Consider the following 16277-nt stretch of genomic DNA (forward strand, 5'->3'; position numbering starts at 1 on the left):
AAGGCGACAAGCATCCTGACAGCCAGCGCTACCGCAAGGCGGCCTGCTGACCACGCTTACCTTTGGCCCAATCCAAGCGGTGAACGAACGTCCGGTTTTCTGGCAGGCGTCGCAGAGGGCTAGGTGGCGGATTGTGGGTCATCATCGCCCGATATCATCCACCCGTTGCGGATCGCACTCCAGCTTGATGGGCGCCAATACCGGCGAGCACTCCGGCGGCTGACGCAAGGGTAGCATTGTGCATGGGATTAGCAGAGTCACCGGCGGCCCATACGCCGGGCACCGAGGTCGCACCCCATGGGTCGACCTTAACGTACGGTCCGGTCGGGCCTTCCTCGTGCTCACAGCCTAGAAGCTCCGCCAACGGCGTTGCCGGTTTTGTCCGGGGGGCAGTGAACAAAGCCGCTACCTTTACGATCCGTCCGTCAGCCAGACGAACACCTTCCAGCGCTGGTGCGTCCCCTAGCAGCTCGACGACCGGTGTCCGCTCCACCGACACGCGCCGCGCCTCAAAAGCGAGCATGTCGGCGGCCTCAGGATCGTACTCGCCTTGCGTAAAGTACGTTGTCGGCCCCCAGTCAGGAATGAGCAGCACCTGATGCGGCGACATAGGATGCGCTGCGAGTACCCCGAGAGGCTCATCGCGAACCTCATAGCCATGGCAGTAAGGGCAGTGGAGTACGGTTGAACCCCACCGTTCTTGGATGCCCGGAACCGCCGGCAGGTCGTCCGCCACCCCGGTAGCCAGAACAAGCCGCCGCGCAAGCCGCTCACCGCCCGCTGCAAGGTGGAGGCTGAAGCCTCCAGCGACGGCTTGGGCACCCACGACTTGGCCAGACAGAATTTCAGCGGTGGAGTAGCGGCAAAGCTGATGGCGGGCGTCGCGCATGATTGCCGCCGGCGCGCGCCCGTCCTGACCCAAAAAGCCGTGTGCTTCATCTGCAAATCGATTTCGAGGCAGCCCGGCATCGATCACCAGCACATTCTGCCTTGCACGTGCCAACTGTAGGGCGGCCGACAGGCCTGCGAAGCTGCCACCGATTACGATCACATCGAACATGCCGCTACCTTTCATGATACATAGTATGTTACATGAGTAAACATTTGGTGTTTTGCAACAGCAAAAGTGGCGTGATAGGCTATCGAGGACGGTATGGAGGTCGGTATCCTTGGACGCGCGCTTATCGAGAATGCTGCACCTGCTGATCCACATGGCACGAGGCAAGGGACCGCTGACGTCAGACGCAGCTGCGGCTATGCTGAATACCAACCCGGTGGTGGTCCGCAGGACAATGGCTGGCTTGCGTGAGGCCGGGTATGTCACCTCTGTCAAAGGTCACGGAGGGGGGTGGTCGCTCACGCGCGGGCTTGAGAGCATTACGATGCTGGATGTTCACCGGGCGCTTGGAGAAAATCGGATTTTTGCTCTCGGCCCTGCCAATCCCGCGCCTGATTGCCTCGTAGAACAAGCGGTCAACGGATCGCTGGAGGACGCGTTGCGGCAGGCGGAGGCTGTGCTGCTGCGGCGTTTGAGCGAGGTAACGCTCGCTGAAATTGCAACGGACTTCGAGCGACGGATGGCAGGATTATCCTCCGAGAGAGCCGCGGACCGAGGACGTTCCCATCCGCAGGGCTCTGCCTGAACCAACGTCCGGTGTTGAGATGCGCACCGGGACGGCTGAATCACTGATTGTAGGTCTGAATGGTAGTTTCCAATTACGTGTTGGCCGACGTCACGGTTGCAACCAGGTAAAGGCGTCAAACTCGCGTCCGAACCGGACGCGGGCGGCTCGTTCGTAGACCCGCTGCCCCCCGGCGCCGTTCGTCAGCACGACCAGTCCGTTATTGCTGAGGAGGTCGAGAACGAACAGGTTCGCGACGCCGTCGTTAGCGCCCCAGTGCCAAGCAAAGCGGTCCGGCCCCGACTGTTCCAGTCCCCACCCCAAACCCCAGACCAGACTGCCTGCGATCGTGACGGTCGGGGTATTCATGGCCGGGTAGCGGCGCGCAAAGCGGGCGAAGCGGCCATAATCGCTCGCTGTCGTCCACAGTCCCGCCGCCATGTTCGGAGCCATGAAGATGGGCAGGGCCGGCTTGCCGAACGCCTTGGCTGCGGAAACTCGATCGTCCTGGGTCCATGTCTCGACGGACCGGCGAGGGCCGGCGTCCCGGCTCCTCCGGAACTGCGCGGGTCCCTTGTCCGCCATCAACTCGCCGCCGGCATCGTGCGCCCACGCCACCGGAGGTGATTGGCCGGCCAACCAGCCATAGCCGCTCCGGGTCATTCCCGCTGGTGTCAGAATCCGGGAACGGACGACCTCCGCTGCGGTCTGCCCCGTGACTATCTCGGCGAGGCGAGCGAGCAGGGTGTAGCCCTCTCCCGAATAGCGAAAGTCGGAGCCGGGCTTGAAGCTGCTCACCAGATCGCTGCCGGCCTCGGTCCGCCAATTTGGCAGACCACTTGAATGGGATAGCAGGTGACGAGGCGTCGTGGCCCGCGTCGCGACATCCATCGTGAAATCGATATGCTTGGCGACAGGCTCGTCGAGATTAACGCTGCCGTCGCGGACGAGATCGTGGATGGCAGCCGCCAGGACCGGCTTTGACAGGGAAGCGGCTTCGAACAACGTCTCCGTGGTTGCGTTCGCCGCGCCGGCTTTCGCGTATCCTGCTGCAGAGCCGACCGGCTCCGCTTCGCCGTCGAGTACGGCCCAGCTTGCCCCCGGCACTGACGCAAGCGCCAGCCATGACTGGACTGGCATCGCCGTACGCCTCTGGCTCCTGGCCGGCGCCGGCACGGAGGCACCGCAGGCAGCGACTGCAGTGCCGATCAAGATCGTTCGCCGTGTTTGGTTCATTCGGGCATTCGCAAGAAGGTCATCCCATTTCCGATAGTTCGGTGTGTTGTGCCTACAGTACGGTCCGTTATGCGAATTACAATCGACCTTCGTGCGAACCGGAAGAGTAAGCGTGCCTCCTCGGCGTACGGTGTCCTCAGCTCTCAATCTGCCACAGCCCGTGAATTTGGGATTGATGAACAAACGTGCACTTCGCAGCAGCGACGGTGTCGCTGTGAAACCCTCACTTCGAGCGTCAACATCGCCGTCTTCAATATCGGCAATGCGATCAGCGCCTCGGTAGGCGGCATCGCCCTATCGGCGTTCGGCATAGCGGCGATCACTTGGGTCGAGGTGGCCTTCCCGCTCGCGGCGATCGGTATCGCATAGATCGCCACGCATAGTCGCGAAAGAGTGGTTCCGGCATAGGGCGCCGCCCGCCGTCCTCGCCAGGGTAGGAGAGTTAAATTCGAAGCGCAGCAGTCAATGCATCGCGAGCAAGTGCAACACGGGGGTGGCGAAGCGACGATCGCGCCCAGACGAGGTAGAAGGTGTTGCGCGGCACGCTGATCGGCGCAGGTATCTCGATAAGCGTGCAGGCGGCACGCTCGGAATGGGTGAGGTAACCGGGCAGGACCGTCCACCCTAGCCCCGCACACAATCCAGATCGCAGCACGCGAAGGTCGGGTGCGGTCAGGGCGGGCTGACGGGCCAGTTCGATCCGGTTAGCCTCGAGCCAAGTGCGTACCAGCGGGCGGTCGAGGTCGTACGCCAGATGCGGTATGCGTGTCAGCGCGTCGGCCAGCGGCTGGCCCGCCATCCGCTCGGCCACCGCGGGCGACGCGACGGCGCGCAAATCCTCCTCGCCCAGTTCGTGGAAGGCAAGCCGGGCATCGTCAGGCTGCGATGCCGTCACGGCCAGATGCACCTTGTCTTCCAGCAACAGGCTGTACAGCGCGTCCCGCCCGCCGATGTGGAGGCGCAGGTCGAGGCCCGCGTCCAGCAGCGGCCCCAGCCGGGGGGCGATCATCTCGCCCAGCAGATCCGACGGCGCGGCGATATGCACCGTCCCGGACATCCGCGAGGATCGCGCCCGTGCCGTGGCGAGGGCCGTTTCTGCCGTATCGAGGCTGTCGCCGATCGCCGCAGCCAGGTCGTCGGCGATCGCCGTGGCGCGGACGCCGCGGGAATGGCGATCGAACAGGGGGTGGCCGAGCTGCGCCTCGAGCGAGGCGATATGCTGCGACGCGGCGGGCTGGGTGATACCGATTGCGCGGGCTGCGTCGCTCAGCGAGCGGCGGCGATAGACTTCGACAAAGGTGCGCAACTGCAACAGGGGCATTTGGTTTCCATAACCTGTCTTATGGCCGATCGCCATTCCGCTTGGATTTTCTGATGCCGGTGAAGGCCTATCTGAAGGGCACCAGGATGGAAACGAACGCCCGGTCGCCGCTGCCGGACCGCAGAGCCCTATGGCCTCGTTGTCGTGGGTGTGGCGGCGGGCATCCCGCGTTCGCGACGTCCACGCAGCAGGAGTTTTGACGATGACCCGTATCCTCATGGTGACTACGTCCGCCGACCGCATGACCCCGGGGACCGAACCGACCGGTATCTGGCTGGAAGAACTGACCACCCCCTATTACGTCTTCCGTGATGCCGGTGCCGGCGTGACGATCGCCTCGATCAAGGGCGGCGCGGTGCCGGTCGACCAGCGCAGCGTCAATGCGGACGGCGAGAACGATGCCTCGGTCGAACGCTATTTGAAGGACGAGGCGCTGAAGGCCGAGGTTGCCGATACGCCGGTGTTCACCAGCATCGACCCCAACGGCTATGACGCGCTGTTCCTGCCCGGCGGCCACGGGACCATGTTCGACTATCCCGGCAGCGCGGAACTGGCGCAGTTGGTGGAGCGGTTCGACCGCGCGGGCAAGATCGTCGCCGCCGTCTGCCATGGCCCGGCGGGGCTGGTCTCGGCCAAGAAGGCGGACGGCACGCCCTTCGTTGCCGGTCGACGTGTCGCGGGATTTACCGATAGCGAGGAACGCGCAATCGGACTGGACCAGGCCGTGCCCTTCCTGCTCGAAACCCGCCTCAAGGAACTTGACGGCCAGCATGAGGCAGGCCCGGATTTCGCCCCCTTCGCCCTGCGCGACGGCAATCTGGTGACGGGCCAGAACCCGGCGAGCGCGACCCGTACGGCGGAACTCGTGATGGACGCCCTGAAGGATCAGGCGGCGTGATCGTGCGGGATATCCGGACCATACCGCGCGCCGCCGATCCTGCGGCGTCGCTGCTCTCCACAGGAGACGCATAATGGCCCGACTGTTCGAACCGCTGACGCTCGGCGGACTCAACCTCGCCAACCGGATCGTCATCGCGCCGATGTGCCAATATTCCGCCGAGGACGGCGCGATGACCGACTGGCACCAGATTCATCTGGGCCAGCTCGCCATGGCGGGGGCGGGCGCCCTGACGATCGAAGCGACCGCAGTCAGCCCGGACGGGCGGATCACCTACGGCGATGTCGGTCTGTACGACGACCGTACCCAAGACGCGATGCTGCGCGTGATCGACAGTGTGCGCCGCTGGTCGGACGTGCCGCTCGTCGTCCAGCTGGCGCATGCCGGCCGGAAGGCGAGCTGCGCCAAGCCGTGGCATGGAGGCGCGCAGATCGCGCCGGATGCGGACAATGGCTGGCAGACGGTCGCACCGAGCGCGGTGCCCTATGCCGCGACAGATCATGCGCCCATCGCCCTAGACGAGGCGGGACTGGTGCGAATCCGCGATGCCTTTGCCGACGCCGCCCAGCGGGCAGCGCGGCTTGGGCTCGACGCGATCCAGATCCATGCCGCCCACGGCTATCTGCTGCACGAATTCCTCTCGCCTCTCTCCAATCATCGTGATGACGCCTACGGCGGCAGTCTTGCCAATCGCATGCGGTTCCCACTCGAGGTCTTCGATGCCGTGCGCGATGCGTTTCCCACCGACCGGCCTGTCACCGTTCGTGTGTCGGGGACCGATTGGATCGAGGGTGGCTGGACGGCGGACGATACCGCGCAATTCGCCGAAGTGCTGGAACGGCGCGGCTGTGCCGCCATCCACGTGTCGAGCGGTGGCCTCGATCCGCGCCAGCAGATCCCGGTCGGTCCCGGCTATCAGGTGCCGTTGGCACGGACGGTCAAGGACGCGGTCAAGATGCCCGTCATCGCGGTCGGCCTGATCACCGACCCGCACCAGGCCGAACAGATCCTGCAGGAGGGGCATGCGGACGCTATCGCTATCGCGCGCACCGCCTTGTGGGATCCGCGCTGGCCTTGGCACGCCGCGGCCGCACTGGGCGCCTCGGTCAAGGCACCGCCGCAATATCTCCGGTCCGAGCCGCACGAGGCGGGCCGTATCCTGAAGGAGATGGAGCGATGAAATCGCACGCCACATTGCTCCTCGCCACGATTGCCGTCGCTGCGGTCACGCCGGGCGCGATGGCCCGCGATGCGGCTCCGGCTCCCCGGATCGAGCGGGTTGCCGCGTTTGATGGCGCGATGCCGACCGGCGTGACCGTCGCGCCCAACGGCCGCATCTTCGTCAATTTCCCGCAATGGGGCGACCGGGCGCCGTTCACGGTCGCCGAGCTGGTCGACGGCAAGGCGGTGCCCTATCCCGACGCCGTGACCAATCGCCCTGATCCCGCCAACCCGGCCGGTCACTTCATCTCGGTGCAGAGCGTCGTCGCCGATGGCGCGAACCGCCTGTGGGTGCTCGACACGGCGGCGCCGAAATTCGCGCCGCCCCAGGCGGGTGGCGCGAAGCTGGTAGCGATCGACCTCGCGACTAACCGGGTGGTCAAGACGATCGTTCTGCCCCCAAGCGTCGTGCTGCCGACAACCTATCTCAACGACGTGCGCTTCGACCTGCGGCAGGGGGAGCAGGGCACCGCCTATATCACCGACAGCAGCAACGCGGGCGTCGGTGGCATCATCGTCGTCGACATCGCCACCGGGCGGGCAATCCGCCGCCTGTCCAGCCACGCGACGATCAACCCGGAGCCGGGCTTCACGCCGGTCGTCGACGGCGAGGTGCTGATGAACCGTCCGGCCAGCGGGCCCGCGACACCGGTCGCCATCGCCAGCGATGCGATCGCGCTGAGCGCCGATGGTAGCATGCTTTATTACGGGCCGCTTTCGGGCCGCATCTTGCATGCCGTGCCCACGGCACTGCTGCGCGATCCATCGGTTTCCGAGGAGGTACTGGCCCGCGCGGTTCGCAGCATGGGGCACAAGGGGGCGTCCGACGGCATTGCCGAGGACGATCGGGGGCGCGTTTTTGCCGGTGATTACGAACATAATGCGATCCGGGTGCTCGATCGCGGCCAGTGGTCGACCCTGGTCAGCGATCCGCGGATCAACTGGCCCGATACCCTGTCGGTCGGCCCCGATGGCTATCTCTATTTCACCGCGAACCAGCTCCATCGCCAGCCCGGATTTCATCGCGGCCGCGATCTGCGCCGGGAACCGTATGAACTGCTCCGCATCAGGGTCGGTAGCGGCCCGGTGCTTCTGACGCGGCGTTAATAAGGCCACTGCCGGGATGGTCGCGGGGCCGTTGGCGGAGAAAGCGGCCTGGCTCGTCGGGTTGCCATCAAGATGCGTGTCGGCACCGTAGCAGGGGCCGACAATAAATCCGAAACGGCCGCCCTCAGCATGGAACGAGCGGCTGGTCTCTGGACCGAGGGCATCGCCGCTGAACGGCCAGATGGGTGCCCAACCAGCGAGGAGAGGCTCGTTTGCTCGTGCCCAATTGCGGACATCCCGACGACCCGGGGGTGACCGCAGCCTATGGGCAGGTTAGGTGAGAAGGCTAGTGGGGATCGGAAGTCGATCAGCCTCAAGGAGAGTATGCATGCTTTTCCACACCATGGTGGGATCGAACGACATTGAGCGTTCCAAGCGCTTCTACGATACGGTGCTCGGTACCTTGGGTGCAGGGGAAGGGACGAGGAACGTAGCCGACAGCGGCCATATACGTCTGATCTACAATTACGGCGGCGGAACCAACTTCATTGTCAGCCAGCCGATCAACGACGAACCAGCGAGCGTTGCGAACGGGAGCACCGTTGCCTTTTCGTGCAACACGCCCGAACAAGTGAAGCAGCTTCATGATACCGCGGTCGCGAACGGTGGCACCTCGATCGAAGCCCCCCCTGGCCCGCGCAATACAGCATCGCTGGGGACAGTCGAACTTGCCTATTTTCGCGACCCTGACGGCAACAAACTATGTGGAATTCATTTTCCCGCCTGATCTGTCTGATCGTGCCCCGGTTTGACGGACACCGATGATAGGCTCTGCGGAGCCAGGAGGTGTATGATGGCAAGTACGACGAAGCGTCGGTTCACGGACGAGTTCAAGCGCGAGGCGGTGTTGTTGTGGGAGACGAGCGGTCGGCTGCAGACCGAGGTGGCAGCCGAGTTGGGGATCATGCCGACGATGCTGCGTCGCTGGCAGCGCAAGCAGCAGGAAAGCGGCACTCCGCCGGCAAGCCCGGCGGCAAAGCCGTCAGTATCGACGATGGCGTCGCCGGCGGATCGGGCGTCCGAGATCGCGCGGTTGCGTCGCGAACTGGACCGGGTGCGGATGGAGCGCGACATCCTAAAAAAAGCCGTCGGCATCTTTGCGGAGATGCCGCGATGAAGTTCGCTTTCATCGAGCAGCATGCGTCCACCTGGCCGGTGAACGTCATGTGCCGCATGCTCGACGTGTCGCGCAGCGGCTATTACGACTGGCGCGGTCGGGCACCGAGCGCACGGACGACGGCGAACCTGGCGCTGCTCAGCGACGTACCCCGTCTCCAGGCGCGACATCAGGGACGATACGGATCGCCCAGGATGCATGCTGCCCTGCGGGCGGAAGGCTGGCAATGCAGCCGTGGCCGCGTCGAACGACTGATGCGCCGTCATCGTATCCGCGCGCTGGCGGGGCGTCAGTTCCGGCCCTGCACGACCGACAGCCGTCACTATCTGCTGATCGCCCCGAACCTGCTGGCGCAGAACTTTGTGGCGACCGCGCCGAATACGATCTGGCTTGCCGATATCACCTACATCGCGACCGGCGAAGGCTGGCTGTATCTGGCCGCGGTGCTCGATCTGGCAACCCGCAAGATCGTCGGATGGGCGATGCGTGACCATATGCGAACCGAGTTGCCACTTGCTGCCATGATGATGGCCGCTCAGCGGCAGCGTCCAGCGCCCGGCCTCATCTGCCACTCGGATCGCGGGTCGCAATATGCCGCCGGTGCCTATGTGGATTACCTGTCGGCGATCCACGCCGCGCCCTCGATGAGCCGCACCGGCAATTGCTACGACAATGCCCCGATGGAGAGCTTCTTCCACACCCTCAAGGTCGAACTGGTCCATCAATGCCGGTGGGCGACCCAGGCGGAAGCCCGACAGGCGCTGTTCGGATACATCGAAGGCTATTACAACCGGCGCCGCATGCACTCGGCCCTCGGATATCTAACACCCGAGCAAGCCGAACAACGCATGACCGGCTAACCCAGTGTGTCCACCGAAACGGGGGACGATCAAGATCATCATCCTCAAACGAGTGCGCTCGGTTTCTGCCTCGTTCTGACGCCTGAGGTTTTCAGCAAATTGGGCTGCCATTTTAGGCGCGCGCCATGCGACCACCATGGCTGCTACAGCTGCGACCATTGTTAAGACGGCTGCACCCGCGCTTATCGTTTCAGGTGTCATACGGGCGGATGATTCGGGCGATCATGATTGCAACGTATCAGGATCGTTGACGCGCGAAAGCCTCCCCTTTGGCGAGGGAAGGGCTTGCGCAGCGATAATTTGATAGGCATCTAGGTCGGGAGTGTAGAAGCTCGGACCGAGATAGGCAGATTGACCCGTTGGCGCGGTGTCGATCGCCGAATTAGACAGCGTGGATTGGCGTCCGCGGCTGACCGGACTCTTATGTCCGGGAGTTGGACGCCATGCAATAGCCTTCGGGTAAAAACGTCCTACCGGTCTCTCGGCCGGCTTCTACCCTCCCGGCTTCCGGTCCGTCACCGGGAATGGCTGTAGAAGGCCAAACCGAGAGTACCAGCTATGCAACTCCTAGAGGTTTGCTCCACACCACATGCAGCGATGCCGACGCGCACGCCAAGCTCTGACAATCCTTATCTAGCATCCTACCGGAACCCCGTCCTGCAAGAGGTCGAGGCGTTCCTGAGTGCCACTGGCATGACGCCGGCCCGCTTCGGGATGGAGGCGCTCGGCGACCCCCGTGTCGTGTCCGACATGCGTAAGGGCCGCGACCCGCGCAGCAAGACCGTCGCCATGCTCCGCCAGTTCATCGCACGGGAGACGGCAAATGCTTGACCTCCGCATCATGGACAAGGGCCGTCCGATCCCGCTGGCGGACCTCCCGGCGATCGTTGGCCGCATGGTCGCCTATGGCGAGATAGGCGCACAGGTCGACGCCCTTATCGCCATGCTGGACGACATGGCCGGCGACCCCGACCTAGAGGACAATGGCGACCACGAAGGCAGCAACGGCGACGATCAGGACGTGTCATGGGTTGAGTGGCAGGGCCGCGCTACGCCTCCCATGCGCCCGGAATGGCGGCATAACGAAGACGACGAGGAAGACGACGACGACGCCTGCCTAGCCGGCGACGACGATCCGACGCGCGTTGGCGACCCGCACGACGAGGACAGCGATCGGGAGAACCTGACGTGGGAGTGTGGCGAGCGGCAGGGTGAGATTCTGACCAACCGCCAGTCGGACGATACGGAAGACTGCGGTGCTAAAACGCACCCGGCCCGCATCATCCACCGCGACCGCATTCGTGCGACCCGGTGTGTGGTGACGATGGCATGGGGGACGCCGCAGTACCGGCTCAAGCGCAACCGCGCGCCGCTGCCGATTCGCGCCAACGACCTCTAACGCCAGCCTGCCCGGTGCGATCGGGCAGGTACGCCGCCAACGCGAAAGGTGCACCTATGTGGGAGCCAAACGGCATGACTGCCGAGAACTACAATCAATACAGCATGTTAGGCTTGTTCGCTGGATGCCCCGTGAGGATTCGAACCTCAATTAACGGAGTCAGAGTCCGTAGTCTTACCTTTAGACGACAGGGCAGCGTCGCAGCGAGGGCGGTCCGATAGGCTGGACGGGCAAGCGTGTCAACGCCGAATCACACGATTCGTCGCAACCCTTGTCGATCGCGACCGGCTTCGCTAGGTTGATCGTCAGACACCGAGCGGCGTTCGGCCGTGACGGATAGAATATAAGCGAGTGACGGCATGGGGGATATGTCCGCCCGGTTGCCGCACCGGGGAGCGCGCAGCGCTTCCCGCCCGGCATCCAATACGCCAGCGCGTCCGCGCTGGCCGGGCGCGCGTCATTATGCCGCGCTCGACCTTGGCACCAACAACTGCCGGCTGTTGATCGCCCGGCCGCAGGGGGACGGCTTTGCCGTCGTCGATGCGTTCTCGCGGATCGTGCGACTGGGCGAGGGGCTGGCGGCGACCGGTCGCCTGTCCGACCTCGCGATGGATCGCACCGTCGCCGCGCTGAAGATCTGCGCGGAGAAGCTGAAGCGCCGCGACGTGACGCTGGCCCGGTCGGTCGCGACCGAGGCGTGCCGTCGTGCCAGCAACGGCCCGGCCTTTGTCGAGCGCGTATTGGCCGAAACCGGCATCCATCTCGACATCATCACCGCCGAGGAAGAAGCGCGGCTGGCGGTGCTCGGCTGCCATGCCCTGCTCGAACCTGGCACCGGGCCGGCACTGGTGTTCGACATCGGCGGCGGATCGACCGAACTGGTGCTGCTCGACGCCACCGGCCCGGTGCCGCGCGTGCTCGACTGGCATTCGGCGCCGTGGGGCGTGGTGTCGCTCACCGAAAGCCTAGGCGGCGGCCGTGCCGCGCCGATACCGTCGGGCGCCTATGCGCGGATGCGGGCGTGCGTCGAGGAGAGCTTCGCCCCCTTCGCCAAGCGGCTGCCGGATACCGACCAGCCGCGCCGCCTGCTTGGCACCAGCGGCACGGTGACGACGCTCGCCAGCGTCCATCTCGGCCTGCCTGCCTATGACCGGTCGCAGATCGACGGGCTGATCGTGCCGGCCGATGCGATGCTGGCGGTCAGCCAGCGGCTGGCGGGCATGGACTTGGCGCAACGTGGCACGGTGCCGTGCATCGGCAGCGAGCGCGCCGACCTGGTGGTTGCCGGCTGCGCGATCCTCGAATCGATTCTGGCGCTCTGGCCTGCCGAGCGGCTAGGGATCGCCGACCGTGGGATTCGCGAAGGAATCCTGCGTCGTTTGATGGCAGGAACCCGATGACCCGCGGAAGCCCCCCCGGCCGGCAGCGCGTGCGGACCGCACGCGCACGCTCGGCCCAGTCTACACGCTGGCTCGAACGCCAGCTGAACGACCCCTATGTGAAGAAGGCGCGCGCGGAGGGCTATCGCAGCCGCGCCGCGTACAAGCTGATCGAACTCGACGAACGCTTCAAGCTGCTGCGCGGGGTGAAGCGCGTCGTCGATCTCGGCATTGCGCCCGGCGGCTGGACGCAGGTCGTGCGCAAGGTGCGGCCGGAATGTACGGTGGTGGGCATCGACCTGTTGCCGGTCGACCCGATCGACGGCGTGACGATCCTGCAGATGGACTTTCTGGCCGATCACGCGCCCGACCGGCTGCGCGAGGAACTGGGGGGAGAGGCGGACCTCGTCCTGTCCGACATGGCGGCGAACACTGTCGGCCATCCGCAGACCGATCACCTGCGCACCATGGCGCTGGTCGAGGCGGCGGTGATGTTCGCCTGCGAAGTGCTGCGCCCCGGCGGCGATTTCGTGGCGAAGGTGCTGGCGGGCGGCGCCGACAACGCGCTGGTCGCCGAACTGAAGCGTAATTTCCAAGCGGTGAAGCATGCCAAGCCACCGGCGAGCCGCAAGGATTCGTCCGAATGGTATGTCATCGCCACCAACTTCAAGGGGCGGCGCGACACCGGGAGTGGGGCGGGGACGGACGAACCGTCCCCGGACGACATCACGGAATGATCCGGTCGGCGCGCAGCCGTTCGAACAAGGCGAAGAACGCGTCGTCGGTCGCGCGATAGCCGGTGAAGCCCAGCCGCCGGCTTTTCGACATGTCGGCAACCACTTCGATCGGGCGGCCGAGATCGGCGTCGGTGTGCCATGGCGAGGCCAGCCGGTTGAGATCGGTTTCAGCCAGGCCGTGGCGCTCGGCGATCGCTGCCCAGCGCGGTGCATCGCCGGCCATCTGATCTTCCAGCGGGCGCACCGTGCCGTCGAACGGTGCCGCCTCGACACCGAACCAGTCGGCGATGCGTTCCCACATCCATTGCCAGCGGAAGACGTCGCCATTGACGACGTTGAACGCCTGATCGTGTGCGGCGTCGGTCCGTGCGGTCCATAGCAGATGTTCGGCGAGCAGCTCGGCATCGGTCATGTCGGTCAGACCCTGCCACTGTGCCGCCGATCCGGGAAAGACGAACGGCCGCCCGGCGTCGCGGCACAGCGTGGCATAGGCCGCCAGCGTCGTGCCCATGTTCATCGCATTGCCGACCGCCTTGCCGATCACGGTGTGCGGGCGGTGGACGCTCCACGTAAAGCCGTCGCGTGCGGCGGCGGCGAACAGCTCGTCCTCCTGCGCGTAATAGAAATTGGCGATGTCGAGCCGCGGCTGATCCTCGCGGAACGGCGTCTGCGGTAGGGTGCCCTGCCCATAGGCTTCGAACGGCCCCAGATAATGTTTGAGACCGGTGACCAGCGCGACATGGCGCGGACGATCGGGCGCGGGCAGGGCGTCGAGCAGGTTGCGGACCATCGCCCCGTTGACGCGGATATTCTCCGCCTCGCTGTCCTGCCGCGCCCAGGTGGTAATGAACACCGCATGGGGGCGCAGGTCGGCTAGCGCCGTGCGCGTCGCCTGTGCATCGGAAAGGTCGGCGACGACTGGCCGCACGCCCTCCTGCGCGACCGGGCGGCGGGCGAGACCGTGCACGTCCCAGCCGTTTGCGTTCAGCAGCGTCGCGGTCGCGCTGCCGACGATTCCACTCGCCCCTACCACCAAAGCCGTCTTCGCCATGTCCGAACTTCCTTTAACGCATGAAGTCAGCCAGCTAGGCACGATCGCACCGGGGTTGAAGACGGCACCGGTCCCGCCCCCAGGCACCAGAAGGTACCCAGTCATGCAGCCCGGATCGGACGAAACCGAATGGCGCGAGGATTGCGCCCCGCGCCGCGTCCTGTCGCTGTTCGCGACCAAATGGACCAGCATGGTGCTGCACACGCTCCACGCCCGACACGGTGGCGCAGCGCGGACCGGCGTGTTGCTGCGCAGCCTGCCGGGTATATCCAAGAAGATGCTGACGCAGACGCTGCGCGAGATGGAGGCGATCGGCCTGATCGCGCGCGAGGTACAGGCGGTGATACCGCCTGCGGTCGAGTATCGGCTGACGGTGTTGGGGCAGCGCTTCGTCGAGCCGGTGACGCTGCTGTACGACTGGGGCCGGCGCAATGCCGACGCGCTTGACGCGCTAGGCAGTAGGCCGGGGGCGCGGCGGGATTGAAAGCGGGCCGAACCTGCTCCCCTCCCTGACAAGGGAGGGGCTGGGGGTGGGTTGGTTTGCGAGGAAGGGTGCAGTTCCCATAATGGGCCGACCCACCCCCGACCCCTCCCTTGTCAGGGAGGGGAGCAAGTTCATGCTACGATCGCCAGCGCGCAAAACTTCCAACAAAAAAGGGCGGCCCCGCAAGACCGCCCCTTTGATCGCATCGATCCGACAGCGTCAGCCGTCGTAATCGCCACCGACATTCTGGTTGCGCGGCGGCGCGGCGGCGGTGAGGCGCAGTGCCTCGGCCGACGCGGCCAGCGAACCCAGTTCGTCCGGTGCTTCTTCGTCGTCGATCTGCACCTTCTGCATCGACGTGATGACCGATTCGCGCAGGTGATCAGGGGTGATGTTCTCCTCGGCGATCTCGCGCAGCGCCACGACCGGATTCTTGTCGCGGTCGCGATCGAGAGTCAGTTCGGCACCGCCCGAAATCTGGCGGGCGCGCTGGGCGGCCATCAACACCAGGTCGAAACGGTTGGGGATCTTGTCGACGCAATCCTCGACGGTGACGCGCGCCATGAAACGCCTTCCTTGCAAGAACGGAGGGTATCGGAAAGCAGGCTGCCTACGCGGCACCGGTTCGAAAGTCAATGAAACTCGCCACCGCGCCGGCCGTTACGCCATGGCAACGGATGGGAGAGGGCATGGACGGCGCGGGCGAACCTGTTTTTACCGTGGCCGGAAACCGCCTGCAGTTGCTCACCGAAGGGCCGGCGCGGCTCGATGCGTTGCTGGCGATGATCGCCGGTGCGCGCCGCTCGCTGCGCATCCTGTTCTATATCTGGGAAGAGGACACGGCCGGTACTCGCGTCCGCGATGCGTTGGTCGCAGCGGCCAGGCGTGGGGTACGCGTCGCGCTGATCGTCGACGGGCTGGGCGCGGAGGCGGCGGCCAGTCGCGGCTTTTTCGGGCCGCTCAGGGAGGCGGGCGGCGATGTCTGTGTGTTCGTGCCGCGGATCGGGCGGCGCTATCTGTTGCGCAATCACCAGAAACTGGCGCTGGCCGACGAAGCGCGGGTCATCGTCGGCGGCTTCAACATTGAAGACGCCTATTTCGGCACGGTCGAGCAACAGGCGTGGCGCGATCTGGGCCTGCTGGTCGAGGGGCCGGCGGCGGGGCGGCTGGCCGGATATTTTGACGCGCTGAAGGCATGGACCGCGCTGTCCGGCGCACCCTTACGCAAATTGTCGCGGATGCTGCGGCAATGGAGCGAGGATAGCGGCCCGATCCGCTGGTTGCTCGGCGGTCCGTCACGGCGGCTGTCGCCCTGGGCGCGGACGGTGAAGCACGAAATCCGCACCAGCGAGCGTATCGACATGATCGCCGCCTATTTCGCGCCGGGGCCGCTGATGACCCGCCGGCTGGACAAGGCGGCGCAGCGCACCCGCCTGCGGATCGTCGTGCCGGCCAAGACCGACCACGCCATCGCCCTGCTCGCGGCGCGCTTTACCTATCGCAACCTGCTGCGCCACCGGATCGAAGTGTATGAATATCAGCCGACCAAGCTGCACACCAAACTCTTCCTCGCCGACGATGCGGTGCATATCGGATCGGCCAATTTCGACGTGCGCTCGATGTTCCTGAACATGGAACTGATGCTGCGGGTGGAAGATGCGGCGTTCGCGGCGCATCTGCGCGCCTATATGGACGGCGAGGTCGCCCATTCGCAGCGGATCACGCGCGAACTGCACCGCGAACGATCCGGCTGGTGGGCGCGCGTCAAGCAGGCCGGGGCGTATTTCATCATGTCGGTCCTCGACCCACAGGTCACCGCGCGGCTTAACCGGGATTAGCGCAAAC

At 65.3% G+C, this 16277-nt stretch carries 17 protein-coding genes and 1 tRNA gene; 12 read left to right on the plus strand and 6 right to left on the minus strand.

All coding sequences use genetic code 11. From position 1 onward, the window contains the following. Positions 1-154 precede the first annotated feature (154 nt). Entirely contained in the window at positions 155-1075 is a 921-nt protein-coding gene (locus ASE59_RS13905) for an NAD(P)/FAD-dependent oxidoreductase (protein WP_235515780.1), read from the minus strand. Between the two features lie 94 nt (positions 1076-1169). On the opposite strand from ASE59_RS13905, the gene ASE59_RS19310 reads away from it, so the two are divergent. Beyond that, positions 1170-1643 (plus strand): Rrf2 family transcriptional regulator, encoded by a 474-nt coding sequence (locus ASE59_RS19310; protein ID WP_082458461.1) that lies wholly within the window; start codon positions 1170-1172, stop codon positions 1641-1643. A 90-nt stretch (positions 1644-1733) separates the two neighbouring features. Here the strand turns inward: ASE59_RS19310 and ASE59_RS19315 are convergent, their stop codons facing one another. Together ASE59_RS19315 and ASE59_RS13925 are read right to left on the minus strand one after the other, a co-directional pair. Further along, positions 1734-2762, minus strand: a complete 1029-nt coding sequence (locus ASE59_RS19315) for a serine hydrolase domain-containing protein (protein ID WP_082458474.1) — start codon at positions 2760-2762, stop codon at positions 1734-1736. Between the two features lie 538 nt (positions 2763-3300). Continuing rightward, complete coding sequence (locus ASE59_RS13925; protein WP_056457392.1) at positions 3301-4179, minus strand: LysR family transcriptional regulator; 879 nt, start codon at positions 4177-4179, stop codon at positions 3301-3303. 202 nt (positions 4180-4381) lie between these two features. Here ASE59_RS13925 and ASE59_RS13930 point away from each other — a divergent pair, with 202 nt between their 5' ends. From ASE59_RS13930 to ASE59_RS13965, 7 genes are all read left to right on the plus strand, one after another. Next, positions 4382-5077 carry a type 1 glutamine amidotransferase domain-containing protein gene (locus tag ASE59_RS13930; RefSeq protein ID WP_056457575.1) on the plus strand — a complete coding sequence of 232 codons (696 nt, stop codon included), beginning with the start codon at positions 4382-4384 and terminating at the stop codon, positions 5075-5077. Between the two features lie 73 nt (positions 5078-5150). Then, positions 5151-6257: an NADH:flavin oxidoreductase/NADH oxidase gene (locus ASE59_RS13935; RefSeq protein WP_056457395.1), complete on the plus strand. Its 1107-nt coding sequence runs from the start codon at positions 5151-5153 to the stop codon at positions 6255-6257. Next, positions 6254-7405, plus strand: coding sequence for an L-dopachrome tautomerase-related protein (locus ASE59_RS13940; protein WP_056457398.1), 1152 nt, complete (start codon positions 6254-6256; stop codon positions 7403-7405). Before ASE59_RS13935 ends, ASE59_RS13940 begins: the two co-directional genes overlap by 4 nt. A 328-nt stretch (positions 7406-7733) precedes the next feature. Beyond that, positions 7734-8132 (plus strand): VOC family protein, encoded by a 399-nt coding sequence (locus ASE59_RS13945; RefSeq protein ID WP_056457400.1) that lies wholly within the window; start codon positions 7734-7736, stop codon positions 8130-8132. A gap of 66 nt (positions 8133-8198) precedes the next feature. Next, a protein-coding gene (locus ASE59_RS13955) for an IS3 family transposase (RefSeq protein ID WP_414899190.1) occupies positions 8199-9382 on the plus strand; the annotation gives its coding sequence in 2 pieces (ribosomal slippage) (positions 8199-8481 and positions 8481-9382; 1185 coding nt in all). A 597-nt stretch (positions 9383-9979) separates the two neighbouring features. Beyond that, a complete protein-coding gene (locus ASE59_RS13960; protein WP_056457406.1) occupies positions 9980-10213 on the plus strand; it encodes a hypothetical protein in 234 nt (77 codons plus the stop codon). A gap of 10 nt (positions 10214-10223) precedes the next feature. Further along, the gene (locus tag ASE59_RS13965; protein WP_156360090.1) at positions 10224-10781 is read left to right on the plus strand and encodes a hypothetical protein; all 558 of its coding nucleotides are present in this window, start codon (positions 10224-10226) and stop codon (positions 10779-10781) included. Positions 10782-10902: 121 nt separating this feature from the next. On the opposite strand, the gene ASE59_RS13970 is transcribed toward ASE59_RS13965, so the two are convergent. Further along, positions 10903-10976, minus strand: a tRNA-Gln gene (locus ASE59_RS13970). A 164-nt stretch (positions 10977-11140) separates the two neighbouring features. On the opposite strand from ASE59_RS13970, the gene ASE59_RS13975 reads away from it, so the two are divergent. Continuing rightward, positions 11141-12181 (plus strand): Ppx/GppA phosphatase family protein, encoded by a 1041-nt coding sequence (locus ASE59_RS13975; RefSeq protein WP_082458462.1) that lies wholly within the window; start codon positions 11141-11143, stop codon positions 12179-12181. Next, on the plus strand, positions 12178-12897 hold the full coding sequence (locus ASE59_RS13980) for an RlmE family RNA methyltransferase (RefSeq protein WP_056457411.1): 720 nt from the start codon (positions 12178-12180) through the stop codon (positions 12895-12897). The genes ASE59_RS13975 and ASE59_RS13980 overlap by 4 nt, the downstream gene beginning before the upstream one ends. On the opposite strand, the gene ASE59_RS13985 is transcribed toward ASE59_RS13980, so the two are convergent. Further along, positions 12887-13948, minus strand: coding sequence for an SDR family oxidoreductase (locus tag ASE59_RS13985; protein WP_056457414.1), 1062 nt, complete (start codon positions 13946-13948; stop codon positions 12887-12889). The genes ASE59_RS13980 and ASE59_RS13985 overlap by 11 nt on opposite strands. A 103-nt stretch (positions 13949-14051) precedes the next feature. Between ASE59_RS13985 and ASE59_RS13990 the strand changes: the two genes are divergently transcribed. Then, positions 14052-14432, plus strand: a complete 381-nt coding sequence (locus ASE59_RS13990) for a winged helix-turn-helix transcriptional regulator (protein ID WP_056457417.1) — start codon at positions 14052-14054, stop codon at positions 14430-14432. Between the two features lie 219 nt (positions 14433-14651). Here the strand turns inward: ASE59_RS13990 and rpoZ are convergent, their stop codons facing one another. Further along, the gene (rpoZ, locus tag ASE59_RS13995) at positions 14652-14996 is read right to left on the minus strand and encodes a DNA-directed RNA polymerase subunit omega (RefSeq protein WP_055758348.1); all 345 of its coding nucleotides are present in this window, start codon (positions 14994-14996) and stop codon (positions 14652-14654) included. 125 nt (positions 14997-15121) lie between these two features. Between rpoZ and ASE59_RS14000 the strand changes: the two genes are divergently transcribed. Further along, the gene (locus ASE59_RS14000; RefSeq protein ID WP_056457420.1) at positions 15122-16270 is read left to right on the plus strand and encodes a phospholipase D-like domain-containing protein; all 1149 of its coding nucleotides are present in this window, start codon (positions 15122-15124) and stop codon (positions 16268-16270) included. The last annotated feature ends 7 nt before the right edge of the window (positions 16271-16277 follow it).

It is taken from the genome of Sphingomonas sp. Leaf10 (genome assembly GCF_001421245.1).
Taxonomy (GTDB): domain Bacteria; phylum Pseudomonadota; class Alphaproteobacteria; order Sphingomonadales; family Sphingomonadaceae; genus Sphingomonas.

Excerpts from the sequence above, each read along its gene's own strand:
- ASE59_RS13905 (WP_235515780.1), bottom strand. The coding sequence starts at position 1,075 with ATGAAAGGTAGCGGCATGTTCGATGTGATCGTAATCGGTGGCAGCTTC.
- ASE59_RS19315 (WP_082458474.1), bottom strand. The coding sequence starts at position 2,762 with ATGCCAGTCCAGTCATGGCTGGCGCTTGCGTCAGTGCCGGGGGCAAGC.
- ASE59_RS13925 (WP_056457392.1), bottom strand. The coding sequence starts at position 4,179 with ATGCCCCTGTTGCAGTTGCGCACCTTTGTCGAAGTCTATCGCCGCCGC.
- ASE59_RS13930 (WP_056457575.1), top strand. The coding sequence starts at position 4,382 with ATGACCCGTATCCTCATGGTGACTACGTCCGCCGACCGCATGACCCCG.
- ASE59_RS13935 (WP_056457395.1), top strand. The coding sequence starts at position 5,151 with ATGGCCCGACTGTTCGAACCGCTGACGCTCGGCGGACTCAACCTCGCC.
- ASE59_RS13940 (WP_056457398.1), top strand. The coding sequence starts at position 6,254 with ATGAAATCGCACGCCACATTGCTCCTCGCCACGATTGCCGTCGCTGCG.
- ASE59_RS13945 (WP_056457400.1), top strand. The coding sequence starts at position 7,734 with ATGCTTTTCCACACCATGGTGGGATCGAACGACATTGAGCGTTCCAAG.
- ASE59_RS13960 (WP_056457406.1), top strand. The coding sequence starts at position 9,980 with ATGCCGACGCGCACGCCAAGCTCTGACAATCCTTATCTAGCATCCTAC.
- ASE59_RS13965 (WP_156360090.1), top strand. The coding sequence starts at position 10,224 with ATGGACAAGGGCCGTCCGATCCCGCTGGCGGACCTCCCGGCGATCGTT.
- ASE59_RS13975 (WP_082458462.1), top strand. The coding sequence starts at position 11,141 with ATGGGGGATATGTCCGCCCGGTTGCCGCACCGGGGAGCGCGCAGCGCT.
- ASE59_RS13980 (WP_056457411.1), top strand. The coding sequence starts at position 12,178 with ATGACCCGCGGAAGCCCCCCCGGCCGGCAGCGCGTGCGGACCGCACGC.
- ASE59_RS13985 (WP_056457414.1), bottom strand. The coding sequence starts at position 13,948 with ATGGCGAAGACGGCTTTGGTGGTAGGGGCGAGTGGAATCGTCGGCAGC.
- ASE59_RS13990 (WP_056457417.1), top strand. The coding sequence starts at position 14,052 with ATGCAGCCCGGATCGGACGAAACCGAATGGCGCGAGGATTGCGCCCCG.
- rpoZ (WP_055758348.1), bottom strand. The coding sequence starts at position 14,996 with ATGGCGCGCGTCACCGTCGAGGATTGCGTCGACAAGATCCCCAACCGT.
- ASE59_RS14000 (WP_056457420.1), top strand. The coding sequence starts at position 15,122 with ATGGACGGCGCGGGCGAACCTGTTTTTACCGTGGCCGGAAACCGCCTG.